General features: G+C 72.9%; 14 protein-coding genes. 5 read left to right on the top strand and 9 right to left on the bottom strand.

Features of this window, described 5'->3' with window-relative positions:
- Positions 1-42 precede the first annotated feature (42 nt).
- Positions 43-1,032: a malate dehydrogenase gene (locus HN031_RS12060; RefSeq protein WP_172270187.1), complete on the top strand. Its 990-nt coding sequence runs from the start codon at positions 43-45 to the stop codon at positions 1,030-1,032.
- Positions 1,033-1,096: 64 nt separating this feature from the next.
- Here the strand turns inward: HN031_RS12060 and HN031_RS12055 are convergent, their stop codons facing one another.
- The 6 genes from HN031_RS12055 to HN031_RS12030 form a co-directional block, all read right to left on the bottom strand.
- Positions 1,097-1,420, bottom strand: coding sequence for a DUF3017 domain-containing protein (locus HN031_RS12055; RefSeq protein WP_172270185.1), 324 nt, complete (start codon positions 1,418-1,420; stop codon positions 1,097-1,099).
- Between the two features lies 1 nt (position 1,421).
- Complete coding sequence (locus tag HN031_RS12050; protein WP_172270183.1) at positions 1,422-2,270, bottom strand: bifunctional methylenetetrahydrofolate dehydrogenase/methenyltetrahydrofolate cyclohydrolase; 849 nt, start codon at positions 2,268-2,270, stop codon at positions 1,422-1,424.
- A gap of 26 nt (positions 2,271-2,296) precedes the next feature.
- Positions 2,297-3,889, bottom strand: a complete 1,593-nt coding sequence (gene purH / locus HN031_RS12045; RefSeq protein ID WP_172270181.1) for a bifunctional phosphoribosylaminoimidazolecarboxamide formyltransferase/IMP cyclohydrolase — start codon at positions 3,887-3,889, stop codon at positions 2,297-2,299.
- A 102-nt stretch (positions 3,890-3,991) separates the two neighbouring features.
- On the bottom strand, positions 3,992-4,609 hold the full coding sequence (purN, locus tag HN031_RS12040; RefSeq protein ID WP_172270179.1) for a phosphoribosylglycinamide formyltransferase: 618 nt from the start codon (positions 4,607-4,609) through the stop codon (positions 3,992-3,994).
- 9 nt (positions 4,610-4,618) lie between these two features.
- Positions 4,619-5,815 carry a YibE/F family protein gene (locus tag HN031_RS12035; protein ID WP_172270177.1) on the bottom strand — a complete coding sequence of 399 codons (1,197 nt, stop codon included), beginning with the start codon at positions 5,813-5,815 and terminating at the stop codon, positions 4,619-4,621.
- A 1-nt stretch (position 5,816) separates the two neighbouring features.
- Positions 5,817-7,100, bottom strand: a complete 1,284-nt coding sequence (locus HN031_RS12030) for a DUF6350 family protein (protein ID WP_216652118.1) — start codon at positions 7,098-7,100, stop codon at positions 5,817-5,819.
- 122 nt (positions 7,101-7,222) lie between these two features.
- Between HN031_RS12030 and HN031_RS12025 the strand changes: the two genes are divergently transcribed.
- Both HN031_RS12025 and HN031_RS12020 read left to right on the top strand, forming a co-directional pair.
- The gene (locus HN031_RS12025; protein ID WP_172270176.1) at positions 7,223-9,115 is read left to right on the top strand and encodes a hypothetical protein; all 1,893 of its coding nucleotides are present in this window, start codon (positions 7,223-7,225) and stop codon (positions 9,113-9,115) included.
- 75 nt (positions 9,116-9,190) lie between these two features.
- Positions 9,191-10,489 carry a hypothetical protein gene (locus HN031_RS12020; protein ID WP_172270175.1) on the top strand — a complete coding sequence of 433 codons (1,299 nt, stop codon included), beginning with the start codon at positions 9,191-9,193 and terminating at the stop codon, positions 10,487-10,489.
- 238 nt (positions 10,490-10,727) lie between these two features.
- Here the strand turns inward: HN031_RS12020 and sucD are convergent, their stop codons facing one another.
- Positions 10,728-11,609: a succinate--CoA ligase subunit alpha gene (sucD, locus tag HN031_RS12015; protein ID WP_172270174.1), complete on the bottom strand. Its 882-nt coding sequence runs from the start codon at positions 11,607-11,609 to the stop codon at positions 10,728-10,730.
- Between the two features lie 17 nt (positions 11,610-11,626).
- Positions 11,627-12,796, bottom strand: coding sequence for an ADP-forming succinate--CoA ligase subunit beta (sucC, locus tag HN031_RS12010; protein WP_172270173.1), 1,170 nt, complete (start codon positions 12,794-12,796; stop codon positions 11,627-11,629).
- A 140-nt stretch (positions 12,797-12,936) separates the two neighbouring features.
- Here sucC and HN031_RS12005 point away from each other — a divergent pair, with 140 nt between their 5' ends.
- Together HN031_RS12005 and HN031_RS22330 are read left to right on the top strand one after the other, a co-directional pair.
- Complete coding sequence (locus tag HN031_RS12005) at positions 12,937-14,259, top strand: deoxyribodipyrimidine photo-lyase (RefSeq protein WP_172270172.1); 1,323 nt, start codon at positions 12,937-12,939, stop codon at positions 14,257-14,259.
- Between the two features lie 299 nt (positions 14,260-14,558).
- Positions 14,559-15,254 (top strand): M23 family metallopeptidase, encoded by a 696-nt coding sequence (locus HN031_RS22330; protein ID WP_216652116.1) that lies wholly within the window; start codon positions 14,559-14,561, stop codon positions 15,252-15,254.
- Between the two features lie 160 nt (positions 15,255-15,414).
- Here HN031_RS22330 and pcrA read toward each other — a convergent pair whose 3' ends face one another.
- Positions 15,415-17,808, bottom strand: a complete 2,394-nt coding sequence (gene pcrA / locus HN031_RS11995; protein ID WP_172270170.1) for a DNA helicase PcrA — start codon at positions 17,806-17,808, stop codon at positions 15,415-15,417.
- Between the last annotated feature and the right edge of the window lie 17 nt (positions 17,809-17,825).

Raw genomic sequence — 17,825 nt, 5'->3', positions numbered from 1 at the left:
CGGGACAGACTCATCGACCTCACCTCGCGAGGAGTAACCACCGTGACCTCCGCTGAACCCCTCAAGGTCGCCGTCACCGGCGCCGCCGGCCAGATCGGCTACAGCCTGCTCTTCCGCCTCGCCAGCGGGGCACTCGCCGGGGACCGCCCGATCGAGCTGCGACTGCTCGAGATCGAGCCCGCCCTCAAGGCGCTCGAGGGCGTCGTCATGGAGCTCGACGACTGCGCGTTCCCGCACCTCGCCGGCGTCGAGATCGGTGCGGACGCCGAGAAGATCTTCGACGGCGTCAACCTCGCCCTGCTCGTCGGTGCCCGCCCGCGCGGTCCCGGCATGGAGCGCGGCGACCTGCTCTCGGCCAACGGTGCGATCTTCACCGCCCAGGGCAAGGCCCTCAACGCGGTCGCGGCCGACGACGTGCGCATCGGTGTCACCGGCAACCCGGCCAACACCAACGCGCTCATCGCGATGAGCAACGCCCCCGACATCCCGAGCGAGCGCTTCTCCGCGCTGACCCGACTCGACCACAACCGGGCGATCTCCCAGCTCGCGGCGAAGACCGGTGCCAGCGTCACCGACATCAAGAAGATGACGATCTGGGGCAACCACTCGGCCACCCAGTACCCCGACCTCTTCCACGCCGAGGTCAACGGCCAGAACGCCGCCGAGCTCGTGGGCGACCAGGGCTGGCTGGAGAACGACTTCATCCCGACCGTCGCCAAGCGCGGCGCCGCCATCATCGACGCCCGCGGCTCGTCCTCGGCCGCCTCGGCCGCGTCCGCGACCATCGACGCCGCCCGGGACTGGCTGTTCGGCTCGGCGCAGGACGACTGGGTCTCGATGGCGGTCGTGTCCAGCGGCGAGTACGACGTCCCCGAGGGCCTCGTCTCGTCGTTCCCCGTCACCACCTCCGGCGGCGACTGGTCGATCGTCGAGGGCCTGGAGATCGACGACTTCTCCCGCGCTCGGATCGACGCCTCGACCGCCGAGCTCGCCGACGAGCGCTCCGCGGTCACCGAGCTGGGGCTTGTCTGAGGCGGCCTGCCCTGAGCGACCGACGACGGCCGGGCCCCCACGCGGGTGCCCGGCCGTCGTCGTCTCAGAAGCCGCCCGGCTGGTTGGGGATCGAGCCGGCGAGGAAGACGAGCGACCCGCCGAGCACCGACAGGATCGCCGCGTCGAGCACCTTGTGGCGTACGGCGAGCATGCCGGCGTCGCGGTTGCGGAGCAGGAGCCGGACCAGGGCGGCGAAGACGAGCGCTCCGCCCATCAACCGGATGCCCGTGCGCCACTCCTCGAGCACGACCAGCACCATCGCGACGCCGACGGTCACGAGGACGAGCAGGTAGAACGCGCCGCCGATGGTGGACGGGTAGCGTCGCCCGTCGTCCTCCCGGCCGTCGCCGTGCTCGGACTCCGTCATGTCAGGACCGCAGGGACTTCTCGGCGATCTCCACGATGTTGGTGAGCAGCATCGCGCGGGTCATCGGACCGACGCCCCTGGGGTTGGGCGAGACCCAGCCCGCGACCTCCCACACGTCGGGGTGCACGTCGCCGGTCACCTTGCCCTCGACGCGCGAGACGCCCACGTCGAGGACGGCCGCGCCGGGCTTGACCATGTCGGCGGTGATGATGCCGGGCACGCCCGCGGCGGCGACGACGATGTCGGCGTTGCGCACGTGGGCGGCGAGGTCGACGGTGCCGGTGTGGCACAGCGTGACGGTCGCGTTCTCGGAGCGCCGGGTCAGCAGCAGCCCGAGCGGGCGACCCACCGTGATGCCGCGGCCCACGACGACCACCTCCGCGCCGGCGATCTGCACGTCGTGCCGGCGGAGGAGCTCGATGGAGCCGACCGGGGTGCACGGCAGCGGGCCGGCCTCGCCGAGGACGAGCTTGCCGAGGTTGGTGGGGTGCAGGCCGTCGACGTCCTTGTCGGGGTCGACGCGCGACAGCAGGGCGAACTCGTCGAGCCCGGTGGGCTGCTGGACGATGAAGCCGGTGCACTGGTCGTCGGCGTTGAGCTCGTCGATGACGGCCTCCACCTCGGCCTGGGTGGCCGTGGCCGGCAGGTCGCGGCGGATCGAGGTGATGCCGATCTCGGCACAGTCCTTGTGCTTCGCACCGACGTACCAGTGCGAGCCGGGGTCGTCGCCGACGAGCACCGTGCCGAGGCCCGGGGTGACCCCCTGCTCGGCGAGGGCGGCGACGCGCTGGGCGAGCTCCGCCTTGATGGTGCGCAGCGTCGCCGCGCCGTCCAGGGTCTGTGCCGTCACGGCGGTCAGTCTAGGGACGTCGGCCATCAGTGGAAGAAGTGGCGCGTGCCGGTGAGGTACATCGTCACGCCGGCCGCCTCGCAGGCGGCCACCACCTCGGCGTCGCGCACCGAGCCGCCGGGCTGGACGATCGCGCGGACCCCGGCGTCGATGAGGATCTGCGGACCGTCGGCGAAGGGGAAGAAGGCGTCCGAGGCCGCCACCGCGGACGTCACCCGCTCCCCCGCCCGCTCCACGGCGAGCCGGCAGGAGTCCACCCGGTTGACCTGGCCCATGCCGACGCCGACGGAGGCGCCGTCGGCGGCGAGCAGGATCGCGTTGGACTTCACCGCGCGGCAGGCGCGCCACGCGAAGGCGAGGTCGGCCAGCACGTCCTCGGAGGCGGCCTCGCCGGTGGCCAGCGTCCACGTGACGGGGTCGTCGCCGCCGCCCTCGACCTCGGCCGAGAGGACGTCGCGCTCCTGCAGCAGGAGGCCGCCCGAGATCGCGCGCATCTCGGCGCCACCGCGGACGAGCGGGGGGCACTCGAGCACCCGGATGTTTTTCTTGGCCCGCAGCGCCTCGATCGCGCCGTCCTCGTAGCCCGGGGCGACGACGACCTCGGTGAAGATCTCGGCGACCTGCTCGGCCATCGCGACGGAGACCGGCACGTTGGTGGCGATGACGCCGCCGAAGGCGCTGACCGGGTCGCACTCGTGGGCCTTGCGGTGCGCCGCGGCGACGTCCTCGCCGACGGCGATGCCGCACGGGTTGGCGTGCTTGATGATCGCGACGGCCGGCTCGTCGAAGTCGTACGCCGCCCGGCGGGCCGCGTCGGCGTCGACGTAGTTGTTGTAGGACATCTCCTTGCCGTGGTGCTGGGTCGCCTGGGCGAGTCCCGGACCCTCGGGGAGGAACCCGTTGCTGTAGAGCGCGGCGCGCTGGTGGGGGTTCTCGCCGTAGCGCAGCACCGCCTCCTTGCTCCACGTGGCGCCCATCCACGCCGGGAAGCCCGAGCCGTCGCTGGTGTCGGCGAGCACGTTGCCCATCCAGGAGGCCACGTGCACGTCATAGGTCGCGGTGTGGACGAACGCCTCCGCGGCCAGGCGCCGGCGCTCGGCGAGCGTGAACCCGCCGGCGGCCACGGCGGCCAGCACGTCGTCGTACGCCGCGGGCGAGGTGACGATGGCGACGCTCGGGTGGTTCTTGGCCGCCGCGCGGACCATCGAGGGACCGCCGATGTCGATCTGCTCGACGCACTCGTCCGGGGAGGCGCCGGACGCGACAGTGTCGGTGAACGGGTAGAGGTTGCTCACGACGAGGTCGAACGGCTCGATGTCGAGCTCCTCGAGCTGCGCGACGTGGGACTCGAGGCGCCGGTCGGCGAGGATCCCGGCGTGCACGCGCGGGTGCAGCGTCTTGACGCGGCCGTCGAGGCACTCGGGGAACCCGGTGAGGTCCTCGACGCGGGTGACGGGCAGGCCGAGCGAGTCGATGAGCGCGGCGGAGCCACCGGTCGAGACCAGCTCCACGCCGGCGTCGTGCAGGGCGCGGACGAGGTCGTCGAGACCGGTCTTGTCATAGACGGAGACGAGTGCTCGCTTGATCGGGGTGCGGGCCTCAGCGGCTTCAGGGGACACGGGACTCCTCGGTCGGTTCGAGTCGGGGGCACCCAGGCGTTCGATGCCCTCGCGCGTCACTCCCTGGTGGTGGCCCACCTGCGCCAGTCGTGTGGTCGAACCCTACCGAGCACCGGCGCCGATGCGAACCCGGCGGCCCTCGACCGTGATCCCCTCCCGCGCGATCCGCCCGACCGCCTCGACCAGCATGGCGCGCTCCGCGGTCTTGATCCGCTCGTGCAGCGACGCGACGTCGTCGCCCTCCTCCACCGTGACCGGCACCTGCGCCACGATCGGACCGGTGTCGACGCCCGCGTCGACGACGAAGAGCGTGGCGCCGGTGACCTTGACGCCGTGGTCGAGGGCGTCGCGCGGGCCGTGCATGCCGGGGAACGCCGGGCACAGCGCGGGGTGGGTGTTGAGGGTGAGGAACTTCGCGAGGAAGTCGGTCGAGAGCAGCTTCATGAAGCCGGCCGAGACCACCAGGTCCGGCTCGAAGCGCTCGACGACGGTCGCGAGGGCGGCGTCCCACCCGTCGCGGGTCTCGAAGTCCGACAGCGAGCGGACGAACGTCGGGACGCCGGCGCGCTCGGCGCGCGCCAGTCCCTCGATGCCGTCGCGGTCGGCGCCGACCGCCACGACGCGGGCGCCGTACGCCGGGTCGGTGCAGGCGTCGAGCAGGGCCTGCAGGTTGGTGCCGGACCCGGAGACGAGGACGACGAGGCGCGTGGGCTGCTGCACGCGTGGATCCTATGCGCGGTGCGAGGCGCGGCGGGACGGCCCGGCGCCCGCGGACCGCTCGCGGACCAGGCGGCCGGCGACCAGTGCGGCGATGGCCGTCGTGACCGGGACGGCGGCGAGGATGCCGAGGCCGCCGACGAGTCCGCGCACCACCTCCTGGGCCACGACCTCCTGGCTCACCGCGATCCCGAACGGCAGCTCGAGCGCGGAGAACACCAGCATCAGCGGCAGCGTCGCGCCGACGTAGGCGAGCACGAGCGTGTTGACGGTCGACGCGGCGTGCGAGCGACCGATCCGCATCGCCCGGGCGAACAGGGACCTGGCGCTCGCCTCCGGGTCCACGTCGGCGAGCTCCCACACGGCCCAGGTCTGGGTGACGGTCACGTCGTCCAGGACGCCGAGGGCGCCGATCACCAGCCCGGCCAGCAGCAGTCCGCGGAGGTCGACCTGCGCCGCGATGCCGGAGATGTACTGGCTGCCCTCGTCGACGAGCCCCGTGAAGTGCCCGACCTCGGTGAACACCCAGCCGACGCCACCGATCACGAGGAGCGACACGAGGGTGCCGAGCATCGCCACCGTCGAGCGGACGTCGAAGCCGTGGGAGAGGTAGAGCGTGACGAGCATGATCGCGGCGGCGGTCACCACCGCGACCGCGAGCGGCGGGGAGCCCTCCATGATGGCGGGCAGCGTGAAGACCGCGATGAGCACGAGGGAGTACGCCAGGCTGGCGAGCGCGCCGATGCCGCGCCAGCGCGACAGCGCCAGGACGCCCACCGCGAACAGGACCAGCAGCGTCAGCAGCGGCGGGCCGCGGTCGAAGTCCTGGAAGACGTACTGCTCTCCCGCCGGGGCCTGCTCGGTGAACGAGACGACGATCCGGTCGCCGGCCTGCACGTCGGGTGCGTTCTCGCCGAAGGGCAGCAGCGCCAGCGCCTCGCCCGGGGCACCGGGCCCGCTCAGCAGCTCGACCTCGGCCTGCTGGCAGCCCTCGCCGAGGTCGCAGGTGACGACGGAGCGCACCTCGGCGGTGCCCCGCTCCACGTCGGTCCCCGGGCCGGCGAGCTCGAGGTCGCCGTCGGGCCAGAGCAGGGCGAGGCCCACCACGGTCGCGAGGACGAGCGGTCCGACCACGAGGGCCACCACCATCCGCAGGTGTCGCGGCAGCGGCCCCAGCGACGAGTGGCCGTGGCCGTGTCCGGCCCCCACGTCAGTCCTCGGGAGCGGTGGTCGGTGCGGTCGTCGGTGCGGGCGCGGGCTCGTCGCTCCGTGCCCGCGCCGCGCGCCACGCCGGGAGGGCGAGGACCGACGCACCGAGGAGGGCGCCGACGCCGCACGCGGTCATCGCGTGCACCAGCACGTCGGGCACGAACGGGCCCACGAACCGCATCCGGCCGGGTCCGGCCGCGCCCCCGGCGAGCGAGGCGAGGACGGCGAACCCCACGCCGGCCGCGAGACCGCCACCGCAGCCGGCGAGCGCGATCCGGTCCCAGGTCAGCGGCCGGGTGCGCAGGGCACGGTGGGCGGCGACCGCGGCCACCACGGGCGGCAGGAGCATCAGGGCACCGACCCAGCCCGGCGGCGTACCGGCTGCGGGGAGGGCGGCCAGGAGCGGCACCACCGGGAGCGGGCCGAGCACGACCGCGCCCGGCGAGACCAGCGTGGCGCCGCCGACCGCGAAGCCGGGCCCGAGGAGCCAGGAGCCGGCGCACAGCACGGCGTTGGGCAGGAAGGCGGCGTTGACCAGGGCGTAGAGGCCGGCCTCCGACGGGCTGGGGTGCAGGCTGGAGGTCATCGTGGCCGCGTCACCGAAGGACAGTCCGAGCGCGACGAGGAAGAGCAGGCCCGAGACGAGCAGCAGGCTCCGCAGCACGGCGCCCGCCACGACGGCTCCCGCCCGCACGGCGGCCGGCACGAGCGCCGCCCAGATCGCGGCGCGGCCCGAGCCGACGGCGATGGCGGGGGCGGCGACAGCGGCGGTGAGCAGCAGCGTCCAGCCCAGCACGCGGGGCACGGAGGGGTCGACAGCAGAACCGGCGGCCAGGGTGGCGACCACCACGGCGACCACGGCGTAGCCGGCGAAGAACGTGCCGATGGCGATCGGGACGGTGAGGTCGCGCTCACCGTCGGAGATCCGGTCGGCGTCGGGACCGTGGCCGGACACCGAGTCGCCGACGCGGTGGCCGAGGCGCCACGTCGACCACGCCGCGACGGCCGTGATGCCGAGCGGCACGAGGGTGATCCGCGCCCCCATGACCGTGAGGCCGGAGCCGTGGCCGGCGAGCCAGGCGAGCGCGCCCATCCGCATCCCGTCGCGGGGTGCGCCGTGCACGCCCGCGTCGGTGACGAACCAGCCGATCACGCCGGCCGCCAGCAGCACGACGAGCGGCCCCAGGGCGGCCAGCGCCCCGCCGAGCGTCGCGATCAGGACCAGGGGGCGCGGGCGCGCAGCGGCAGCCCGGGCGCTGTCGGGTCGGGTGAGGAGCGACGTCATGACCGGGCCATCATCACCCGGCCGGCCGGACGGATCACGCTCCCACGCCGCCCAGGGCGGCCTCGCCGCCGCTGCGGTCGGGTTGTGCGCGTCGTGGGCCCCTCCCGTACCGTGGAGCGGTCATGAGGAGCCCCGAGACGTTCGACGCCTACTACGTCGAGACACGCACCCGACTCCTGCACGAGGCCTACGCGATGACCGGGGACGCGCCGGCGGCCCGCGCGGCCGTGCGGGACGCGTTCGTCGTCGCGTGGCACCACTGGCGCAAGGTCGGGGCCCTCGAGGACCGCGACGGCTACGTCCGCCCGATCGCGCTGGGCCGTGCCCGGCGCCGGCACACCGCCCGCATCTGGCACCGCGACAAGGCGCTCGACGCCGAGGCGCGCGCCACCCTCGACGCGCTCTCCAAGCTCACCGCACGCCAGCGCGAGCTGCTCGTGCTCAACGGCCTCTCGACGCTCTCCCTCTCCGACATCTCCCGCGAGGTGGGCCTGCCCCGCTCCGACGCCGAGCGCGAGCTGCAGACGGCGACCGCCCAGTTCTCCCTGAACCGCGACGTCCCCACGACGGAGGTCGCGCGGCTGCTCCACGACCTGGCGGCGCCCCTCGAGTCGACGCGCTGGCCCCGGGCCACGGTGATCCGGCGCGCCGGGGCCGCGCGGCGTCGTACGCACACGGCGATCGGCGCCGCCGTGGCGACGGCCGCCCTCGTGGTCTCCGGCTCCCTCGTCGCGACGGGCGCGGGTGCCGAGGCGACCAGCCTGAGCGAGGAGAAGGCCACCACCGGCGTCACCGTCCACGCGCCGTCCGCCAGCTCCGGCGGCGAGGAGCTCATCAGCGCGGACGCACTGCTCTCCCCCGACCAGATGCAGCGCTACGGCGCCGCCCTGGACTGGCGCGAGACCGCGACCACCGACAACCTCGGCGGCGACGGGCTGCTCGCCCCCTGCCAGCGCGAGCGCTACGCCGACCCCGCCGCCGTGACCGCCCTCGCCCGCACGTGGCGCGGCTCGGCTACCCGGACCGTGGAGAAGCAGGTCGGCCGGGGCCAGCGGCAGCGCACCCGCAAGGAGCAGGTCAGCCGCATCGAGTCGACCGCCGTCGAGCTGGTCGAGCTGTCGCGCGGCGAGCGGCGAGCCGAGCAGGGCTTCGAGACGGCGTCCATGTGGTACGCCGGCTGCATCGATCCCCGCACGCAGCTGCTCTCCACCCGGACGGTCAAGCGCGTCGGCGACGAGGCCCGCACGTTCCGGCTCCGCACGTGGGGCAGGCAGCCGGCCACCATCTCCGTCGGCGTGGCCCGCACCGGCAGCATGGTCGTCACCCACGTGGTGCGCAGCCAGGGCAAGCCCGTCAGCGACCGGACCGCGACCACCGGCCTGGCCGCCGCCGTCAACGGGCTGTGCGGCTCCGAGGGCGCCGCCACCTGCGCCGGTCGCGCCCGTGCCCGGGCCATCGGCCCGCTTGACGTCGGTACGCCGCCCGGCGTGCTGTCCGTCGTCGACCTCCCGCCGGTCTCGGCCGTGCGCGGCCCGTGGGTGGGCACCGACCCCGAGCGGGCCCGGACCAACTACGCCGCCACCCGGTGCGACCGGACGAGCTTCCAGGGCAAGGGCATCCGCAAGGCGCTGACCCGGACCTTCCTCTTCCCCGAGACCCCCAACGCCTCGCAGCTCGGCCTCACCCAGACGGTCGGGGCCATGGAGGCGGCCCGGGCCCGCGACTTCGTCGAGCAGGTGCGCAGCCGCATCCGCGACTGCGGCCGGGCCAATCTCGGCACCACCGTCACCCAGCTGGCGTCCACCTCGTCCCGGGCCACCGACCTCAGCGTCTGGTCGTTGACGATCGAGCTCAACGACCGGCAGTCGTTCCCGTTCCTGATGGCGATCGTGCGCGACGGCACCGCGGTGTCGCAGCTCGGCTTCGCCCCCGACCGCGACATGACGATGTCGCGGACCGACTTCGTCGCGCTGTCGCGGCGGGTCCTCGAGCGCCTGGCCACGCTCAGCTCCTGAGCCCTGCGCGACCCGGTGTGGGATCCGGGGCGATCCCGGCGCAACCTTTCGGCCGCCGCCGTGGTCATACCGGGCATGACGCGACGCCTGCACCCCCGGACGGGAGCCGTGCCGGCCCTGGCGTGGGCGCTGGCCGGCGCGCTGGCGCTGTCCTCCTGCGGTGACCGGTCGCCGGACGCCTCCGCCTCCTCGGGTGGCAGCGCCGCGGACTCGTCGGGGCAGCCCGCCCGCACCGAGATCCCGGACGACTTCCCGCTGGCCAGCGGGATGGGCGGACCGGGCGACCGCATCGCGACGTCGCGCAGCGGCACCGGCCTCCGCGACCTGACGCTGTGCCACAGCACGCCGCTGCGCGGCCTGGGACTCCGGGACCGGATGGTCGCCGACAACAGCGGCGGCGAGTCGGCCGACACCCGGGAGCTGGTGCTCCTCGGCAGCGCCGACGAGGCCGGCCGGCTGGCCACGACGATCAGCGACCTGGCGTCGGCGTGCGAGACGCCCGATCGGGCGGGCGACACCGAGACGCTCACCGAGGTGCGCGCGTCGCCGTTCGGCCCGGCACCCGCCTCCACCCTCGTGCAGACCTGGACCATCGGTGGCGAGCCGGGGGACGGCGCCACCGTCGTCCACGTCCTGCCGGCCGGGGCGGCGCTGCTCGTCACCTCGACCTACGGCCAGTGGACGGCGGACGAGCTCGAGGAGGGCGTCGCCTCGACCGTCGCGCCCCTCCGGGAGGCCACCGCCGCGCTGCGCATGTTCGACGACGACACGACGGCCCAGCAGCCGACCCAGCAGCCGACGGAGCCGACGGAGCCGACCCAGGAGCCGACCCAGGAGCCCTCTGCCGTCCCCGAGGACTTCCCCCTCGACGTCGGGCTCCCCGCGGACGGCGGCGACACCACCGTGTCCGCCCCCTCGCCCGACGGGGACGGGATGGGCGAGGTGGAGATGTGCGGTCGCGTCGTGTGGCCACAGCCGGCCACCCCCGGTGGCGTCCGCCGCCTGGTCACCGGAGCATCGGGCCCGGAGTACTTCGAGGGCCGCGAGCTGGTCGTCCACGAGGACGCCCAGCTGGCCGTCGGCGCGATGGACGTGCTGCGCGCGGCCGCCTCCGACTGCCGCACGGTCCGCAACCAGGTGTGGACGGTGCTCGACCGGGACACGGGGCACGACACGGTCACGGTGGGCCTGACCTACAGCGACGGCCTGGGCAGCTCGGTCTTCCAGGTCACGCGTGTGGGCTCGGCACGAGTGATGGTCACCACGTACGGTGAGGGGTCGCTTGCATCGCTGGGCAGCCAGGCCGACGAGGTCACCGAGACCACCGGAAGGATCGTCCCAGCGATGTGTGTGTTCACGAAAACGGGGTGCTAGACATGTCCATTCCTTCGACGCTGGCCAGCTCGGCCTGCCCGACCCTCCCGTCGCCACGGCGCGTCTCTCCGGTGGCGCCGGTCCGTCTGCTCGGCGCCCACGTCGTCTGGCGCGTGCTCTGGGAGGCGAGGCGGCCGACCCGGCACGAGGTCCGCCACGACGGCCGGACGGCCCCGCAGGATGACCTGCGGAGCCGTCTGGAGGGGAGCCGTCCGGATCGCCCGGGCGCGGGTGCCGATCAGAGGTTCTGAAGGACCTCGCGCATCAGGGCCGCGGTCTCGGACGGCGTCTTGCCGACCTTGACTCCGGCCGCCTCGAGGGCCTCCTTCTTGGCCTGCGCGGTGCCCGAGGAGCCGGACACGATGGCGCCGGCGTGGCCCATGGTCTTGCCCTCGGGGGCGGTGAACCCGGCCACGTAACCGACGACCGGCTTGGTGACGTGCTCCTTGATGTAGGCCGCCGCGCGCTCCTCGGCGTCGCCGCCGATCTCGCCGATCATCACGATCGCCTTGGTCTCCGGGTCGTTCTCGAAGGCCTCGAGCGCGTCGATGTGGGTGGTGCCGATGATCGGGTCGCCGCCGATGCCGATGGCGGTCGTGAAGCCGAAGTCCTTGAGCTCGAACATCATCTGGTAGGTCAGCGTGCCCGACTTGGAGACCAGGCCGACGGGGCCCTTGCCCGCGATCGTGTGCGGGGTGATGCCGGCCAGCGACTCCTCCGGCGTGATGATGCCCGGGCAGTTCGGGCCGATCATGCGGGTGGACTTGCCCTCGAGGTACTGCACGACCTCGGCGGTGTCGAGCACCGGCACGCCCTCGGTGATGACGACCAGGAGCGGGATCTCGGCGTCGATGGCCTCGATGCAGGCGTCCTTGGTGAACGCCGGCGGGACGAAGGCGACGGACACGTCGGCGCCGGTCTCCTTCATCGCCTCGGCGACCGAGCCGTAGACGGGGAGCTCCTTGCCGCCGAGCTCGACGGTGGTGCCGGCCTTGCGTGCGTTGACGCCGCCGACGATGTTGGCGCCGGACTCGACCATCAGCGTGGTGTGCTTGGCACCCATGCCGCCCGTCATGCCCTGGACGATGATCTTGCTGTCCTTGTTGAGGTAGATGCTCATCGGTTCAGTTCTCTCTCTCAGGCCTGGTGGGCGAGCTCGGCGGCCTTGTCGGCCGCGCCGTCCATCGTGTCGACCTGGGTGACCAGCGGGTGGTTGAGCTCGTCGAGGATCGCGCGGCCCTTGTCGACGTTGTTGCCGTCGAGGCGCACGACGAGCGGCTTGGTGGCGCTGTCGCCGAGGATCTCCAGGGCACCCTTGATGCCGTTGGCGACCTCGTCGCACGCCGTGATGCCGCCGAAGACGTTGACGAAGACGCTCTTGACCTGCTCGTCGTTGAGGATCACGTCGAGGCCGTCGGCCATCACCTGGGCGTTGGCGCCGCCGCCGATGTCGAGGAAGTTGGCGGGCTTCACGCCGCCGTGGGCCTCACCGGCGTAGGCGACGACGTCGAGGGTGCTCATCACGAGCCCCGCGCCGTTGCCGATGATGCCGACCTGGCCGTCGAGCTTGACGTAGTTGAGGCCCTTGTCCTTGGCCTTCGCCTCGAGGGGGTCGGCCTCCTCGCGGATCTCGAACTGCTCGTGGTCGGGGTGGCGGACCTCCGAGGCGTTGTCGTCGAGGGAGACCTTGCCGTCCAGCGCCTCGAGCTTGTCGCCTTCGAGGCGGGCGAGCGGGTTGACCTCGACGAGGGTGGCGTCCTCCTCGACGTAGACCTGCCACAGCTTCTGGACCATCTCGATGGCCTGGTCGCGCAGCTCGGCGGGGAACTTCGCCTCGTCGACGATCGCGGCGGCCTTCTCCGGCGTGACGCCCTCGAGGGCGTCGATGCGGATCTGCTTCACGGCGTCGGGGTTGGTCTTGGCGACCTCCTCGATCTCCACGCCGCCCTCGACCGATGCGATGCACAGGTGCGAGCGGTTGGAGCGGTCGAGCAGGAAGGAGAAGTAGTACTCCTCCACCGGCGGCGTCGCCGGGGTGACCAGGACGCGGTTGACGCGCAGGCCCTTGATCTCCATCCCGATGATGTCGCGGGCGTAGGACTCGGCCTCGTCGGCGGTCTTGGCGATCTTCACGCCACCGGCCTTGCCGCGGCCGCCGGCCTTGACCTGCGCCTTGACGACCGTGACCCCGCCCATCTCCTCGGCGGCTGCTCGGGCGGCCTCCGGGGTCTCGGCGACGACACCCAGGGTGGTCACCACTCCATGCTTGGCGAAGAGCTCCTTCGCCTGAAACTCCATCAGATCCACGGCGTACCCAGTCCTTTTCGTCTGCAACAGTGCGCGGGATTTCCTCTCGGCACCCTAGTCCTGTCCGGTGGGTCGCACGAGGTCGGGTGCGCGTGGTGGTCGTCACCGTCGGAGCACACCGTCCGGCTACGTTGGAGGACATGTCCACCTCGAGCACCTCGGTGATGTGGTTCCGGCGCGACCTGCGGCTGCGCGACAACCCCGCGCTCCTCGCGGCGCTCGACGAGGGGCCGGCGGCGGCGCTGTTCGTCGTCGACCCGGCCGTCTGGGACGGCGCCGGGGCCGCGCGCCGCGCCTGGCTCGCCGCCAACGTCCTCTCGCTCGCCGAGCGCATCCCGCTCGCCATCCACCACGGCGACCCGCGCGAGGTCGTGCCGCGGCTCGCGGACGGACGCCGCGTGCACGTCTCGGCCGAGACCACGCCCTACGGCCGCCGCCGCGACGACGCGGTCGGCGGACGCGTCGAGCTCGTGCCCACCGGCTCGCCGTACGCCGTCGGGCCCGGCCTGGTGCGCAACGGCAGCGGCGGGCCCTACCAGGTCTTCAGCGCCTACGCGCGGGCCTGGCGCGAGCGCGGGTGGCCCGAGCCCGCGGCCGCGCCCCGGTCCCCCGACCTCGTGCCGGCCGACTCGGACCCGAAGGCGGTCCGCCTCCTCGAGCAGGCCGTGGTCGACGCACCGCTCGACCTGCCCGGGGCCGGCGAGGACGCCGCGTGGCGCCGGTGGCGCGCCTTCCGCGACGACGGCCTGCGCCACTACAAGACCGAGCGCAACCGGCCCGACCACGACGGCACGTCGCGCCTGTCGCCCTACCTCCACCTCGGGGTCCTGCACCCGCGGTCCCTGCTGGCCGAGATGGACACCCGCTCGACGTACGCCAACGAGATCGCCTGGCGCGAGTTCTACGCCGACGTGCTGTGGCACCACCCCGCCTCCGCCTGGGCCGACCTCAAGCCGGCGCTGCGCGGGATGCGCTACGACGACCCGGTCGACGCGATCGAGGCGTGGAAGAGCGGCACGACCGGCTATCCCATCGTGGACGCGGGGATGCGCCAGATGATGCAGGTGGGCTGGATGCACAACCGGCTGCGGATGATCACCGCCTCGTTCCTCACCAAGGACCTCCACGTGTGGTGGGGGGTCGGGGCGCGCCACTTCCTCGACCTGCTGATCGACGGCGACGTGGCGTCCAACAACCACGGCTGGCAGTGGGTGGCCGGCACCGGCACGGACGCCTCGCCCTACTTCCGGGTCTTCAACCCCGTGACGCAGGGCCTCAAGTTCGACCCGCAGGGCGACTACGTACGCCGCTGGGTCCCCGAGCTCGCGCACCTGCCCGGCAAGGCCGCGCACGAGCCGTGGAAGTCCGACGTCGGCTACGAGCACGGCTACCCGCCCCGGATCGTCGACCACGCCGCGGAGCGCGCGGAGGCGCTGGAGCGCTACCAGGCGGCCCGCGTCTGATCGGGCGGCCGAGCCGGCGGCTGCTCGGGCGTCCGCATAGCGGCCGGTGAGGCGGGTACCTCCACCGATTTGGTCGAGGGTTGCACTTTCCCGTGATCTTTCCGTTACAGTCGTGCGCGGTCTTGCCGACCCGACCCCCCTGACCCGGCAGATTGGTAAATACCCCTATGGGCAACCACCGAGCGGAGCGCGCTCCCAAGCGTCGCACCTCGGCACCGGCTGCACCCGTGACCGGCAAGCGGCGCGCATCGACGCCGCCCCGCCGCTCGGCGGTCCGCAGCCTGCCTTCCCTGCCCCTCGTGGCAGGTGTCGCCGTCCTGGCCATCTCCGCCGGTGGAGCCGTCACCGCGTCCGGTGCCGGCGTCTCGAACCTGACCCCCACGGGCTCCTCCCTCGAGGCCAGCGGCGCCGTCGGCTCGATCAGCGGCCAGGCGCTCGCGCGCCGCGGTGCCATCGCGAGCCGCAGCGCCACCCGCGAGGCCGGCGAGGAGACCGATCCCGAGCTCCTCGCCCTGGCCGAGAAGCAGATGGCCGAGCGTGCGGCCAAGCTCGAGGAGATGCGCCGGGCCGCCGAGCAGCAGGCGGCGAAGATCAAGGAGAACAAGTGGGTTCTCCCCCTCGAGAGCTACGGCATCACCGCGACGTTCGGGCAGTACGGCCTCTGGGCCAGCTACCACACCGGCCTGGACTTCAACGCCAACAGCGGTGACCCGATCATCGCGGTCGCCAACGGCACGGTCACCGAGACCGGCTACGACGGGGCCTACGGCAACAAGACGGTCATCACCCTCGACGACGGCACCGAGATCTGGTTCTGCCACCAGACGTCGACCTACGTCTCGGTCGGCGACCGCGTCAACGGCGGCGAGGTCATCGGCACCGTCGGCACCACCGGCAACGTGACCGGCTCCCACCTCCACCTCGAGGTGCGGCCCGGCGGCGGCGACCCCGTCGACCCGTTCCAGGCCTTCGTCGAGCACGGCATCGTTCCGTGACCGAGGCCGGGCCATGACGTACGACAGCGTCATGGCCGGCGGTCGCCCCGGCGACCAGCACCCATGACGTACGGCAGCAGCGTCATCGCCGACGGTCGCCCCGGCGACCAGCACCCATGACGTACGCCGAGCATCGGTCCCGACCGGCGGGAGCCCGCCGCTAGAGCTTCTCCACCGGCGCGTAGCGCAGCAGCAGGCGCTTGACGCCCTCGGAGCCGAAGTCGATCGAGGCGACCGACTTTTCCGCGACGCCGTCGACCGCCACGACCGTGCCCATGCCGAACGAGTCGTGCACGACCCGGTCGCCCGGCTCGAGGCTCGGGATCGGCCGGGCCGGCTTGGACTTGGCGGCGACGTCGGCGCGCATCGCCGCTGAGGAGAAGTTGCGCCGGCCGGCGTCGGTCGGCGTGCCGAGGCGCGTCGAGCCGCCGGTGAGGTCGGGTCGCCCCCAGCGCGTCTGCTCGACGGCCGTGCGGCGCCAGTCGACGAGGTCGACCGGCAGCTCGTCGAGGAAGCGGCTGGCCGGGTTGTGGCTGGGCGCTCCCCAGGCCGACCTGACCAGCGCCCGGGAGACGTAGAGCCGCTGCTGGGCCCGGGTGAGGCCGACGTAGGCGAGGCGGCGCTCCTCCTCCAGCTCGGGCTGGTCACCGAGCGAGCGCTGGTGGGGGAAGACGCCGTCCTCCAGCCCGGTGAGGAAGACGACGGGGAACTCGAGCCCCTTCGCGGTGTGCAGCGTCATCAGCGTCACGACCCCGGAGTCGTCGCCGTCGGGCGAGTCGGGGATCTGGTCGGCGTCGGCCACGAGGGCCACTCGCTCGAGGAAGTCACCGAGGCCGACCGCCACGGTCCCGGCCTCGATGTCGGCAGGGTCGGCGCTCGGACCCGGCTGCGGGTCCTCGGCGAACTCGCGGGCGACCGCGACGAGCTCGGCGAGGTTCTCCACCCGGGTGGCGTCCTGGGGGTCGTCGCTCGCCTCGAGCTCGCTGAGGTAGCCCGAGCGCTCCAGGACGGACTCGAGGATGACGTCGGGGCGCTCGTCGGCCTCGACCATCGACTGGATCTCCTGCACCATCGCGACGAACGCCTCGATGTTCTTGAGGCTGCGGGTCGCCAGGCCCGGCGCGTCGGCGGCGCGGGTGAGCGCCTCCCAGAAGGTGGTCCGGTCCCGCTCGGCGAGGGCGGCGATGCAGGCCTCGGCCCGGTCGCCGATGCCGCGCTTGGGGGTGTTGAGCACCCGTCGCAGCGAGATCTCGTCGGCGGTGTTGACCAGCATGCGCAGGTAGGCCAGGGCGTCGCGGACCTCGCGGCGCTCGTAGAAGCGCACCCCACCCACGACCTTGTAGGGCTGGCCCGTGCGGATGAACACCTCCTCGAACACCCGGGACTGGGCGTTGGTGCGGTAGAACACCGCGACGTCGGCGGGCCGGACCCCGGCGTCGTCGACGAGCTTGTCGATCTCCTCGCTGACGAAGCGCGCCTCGTCGTGCTCGTCGTCGGAGACGTAGCCGACGATCCGCTCGCCGTCGCCCGCGTCGGTCCACAGCCGCTTGGGCTTGCGCCCGCGGTTGTTGCCGATGACCGAGTTCGCGGCGGTCAGGATCGTCTGCGTGGAGCGGTAGTTCTGCTCGAGGAGGATGGTCGACGCGTCGGGGAAGTCCTGCTCGAAGTCGAGGATGTTGCGGATGTCGGCCCCGCGGAAGGCGTAGATCGACTGGTCGGCGTCGCCGACGACCATCAGCTCGCTCGGGCCGACCCGCTCGCCTGCTTCCTCGGCGTCGGCCGTCCCGGTCTCCTCGAAGGACTGCCCGCACAGCTGCTGGATGAGGCTGTACTGCGCGTGGTTGGTGTCCTGGTACTCGTCGACGAGGACGTGGCGGAACCGGCGGCGGTAGTTCTCGCGCACGTCGGGGAACGCCTGGAGCAGGTGCACCGTCGTCATGATGAGGTCGTCGAAGTCGAGGGCGTTGGCCTCGCGCAGGCGGCGCTGGTAGTGGGTGTAGGCCGAGGCGTAGGCCTCCTCGAACGAGTTGCGGGCCTCCTTGGCGGCGTCCTCGGCGTCGCGCAGCTCGTTCTTCTGGTCCGAGACCCAGTGCAGCACGGCGTTGGGCTGGTAGCGCTTGGGGTCGAGCTCGAGGTCGCGCAGCACGAGCGTCATCAGCCGCTTGGAGTCCGCGGCGTCGTAGATCGAGAAGTTGGACTTGAAACCGACCCGGTCGATCTCCTTGCGCAGGATGCGCACGCACGAGGAGTGGAACGTCGAGACCCACATGATCCGGGCGCGCCGGCCGACGAGGTCCTCGACCCGCTCCTTCATCTCGGCCGCGGCCTTGTTGGTGAAGGTGATCGCCAGGATCGAGCCCGGGTGGGCCTTGCGCTCGTCGATGAGCCAGGCGATCCGACGCGTCAGCACCCGGGTCTTGCCCGAGCCGGCGCCGGCGACGACGAGCAGGGGCGCGCCGGCGTGCGTCACGGCCGCACGCTGGGGCTCGTTGAGGCCCTCGAGGAGGGGGTGGTCCGTCGCGGCCTGATCGAGGGAGGTGTCGGTGGGGCTCATGTCGTCCCCAGCCTAGG

Origin of the sequence: Nocardioides sp. zg-1308 (genome assembly GCF_013155375.1) — a bacterium.
GTDB lineage: Bacteria > Actinomycetota > Actinomycetes > Propionibacteriales > Nocardioidaceae > Nocardioides > Nocardioides renjunii.
Note: the sequence above shows the minus strand (reverse complement) of the source record. Positions and strands in the feature narration are given on the sequence as shown.

Excerpts from the sequence above, each read along its gene's own strand:
- HN031_RS12025 (WP_172270176.1), top strand. The coding sequence starts at position 7,223 with ATGAGGAGCCCCGAGACGTTCGACGCCTACTACGTCGAGACACGCACC.
- sucD (WP_172270174.1), bottom strand. The coding sequence starts at position 11,609 with ATGAGCATCTACCTCAACAAGGACAGCAAGATCATCGTCCAGGGCATG.
- pcrA (WP_172270170.1), bottom strand. The coding sequence starts at position 17,808 with ATGAGCCCCACCGACACCTCCCTCGATCAGGCCGCGACGGACCACCCC.
- HN031_RS12030 (WP_216652118.1), bottom strand. The coding sequence starts at position 7,100 with ATGACGTCGCTCCTCACCCGACCCGACAGCGCCCGGGCTGCCGCTGCG.
- HN031_RS12020 (WP_172270175.1), top strand. The coding sequence starts at position 9,191 with ATGACGCGACGCCTGCACCCCCGGACGGGAGCCGTGCCGGCCCTGGCG.
- HN031_RS12055 (WP_172270185.1), bottom strand. The coding sequence starts at position 1,420 with ATGACGGAGTCCGAGCACGGCGACGGCCGGGAGGACGACGGGCGACGC.
- HN031_RS12005 (WP_172270172.1), top strand. The coding sequence starts at position 12,937 with ATGTCCACCTCGAGCACCTCGGTGATGTGGTTCCGGCGCGACCTGCGG.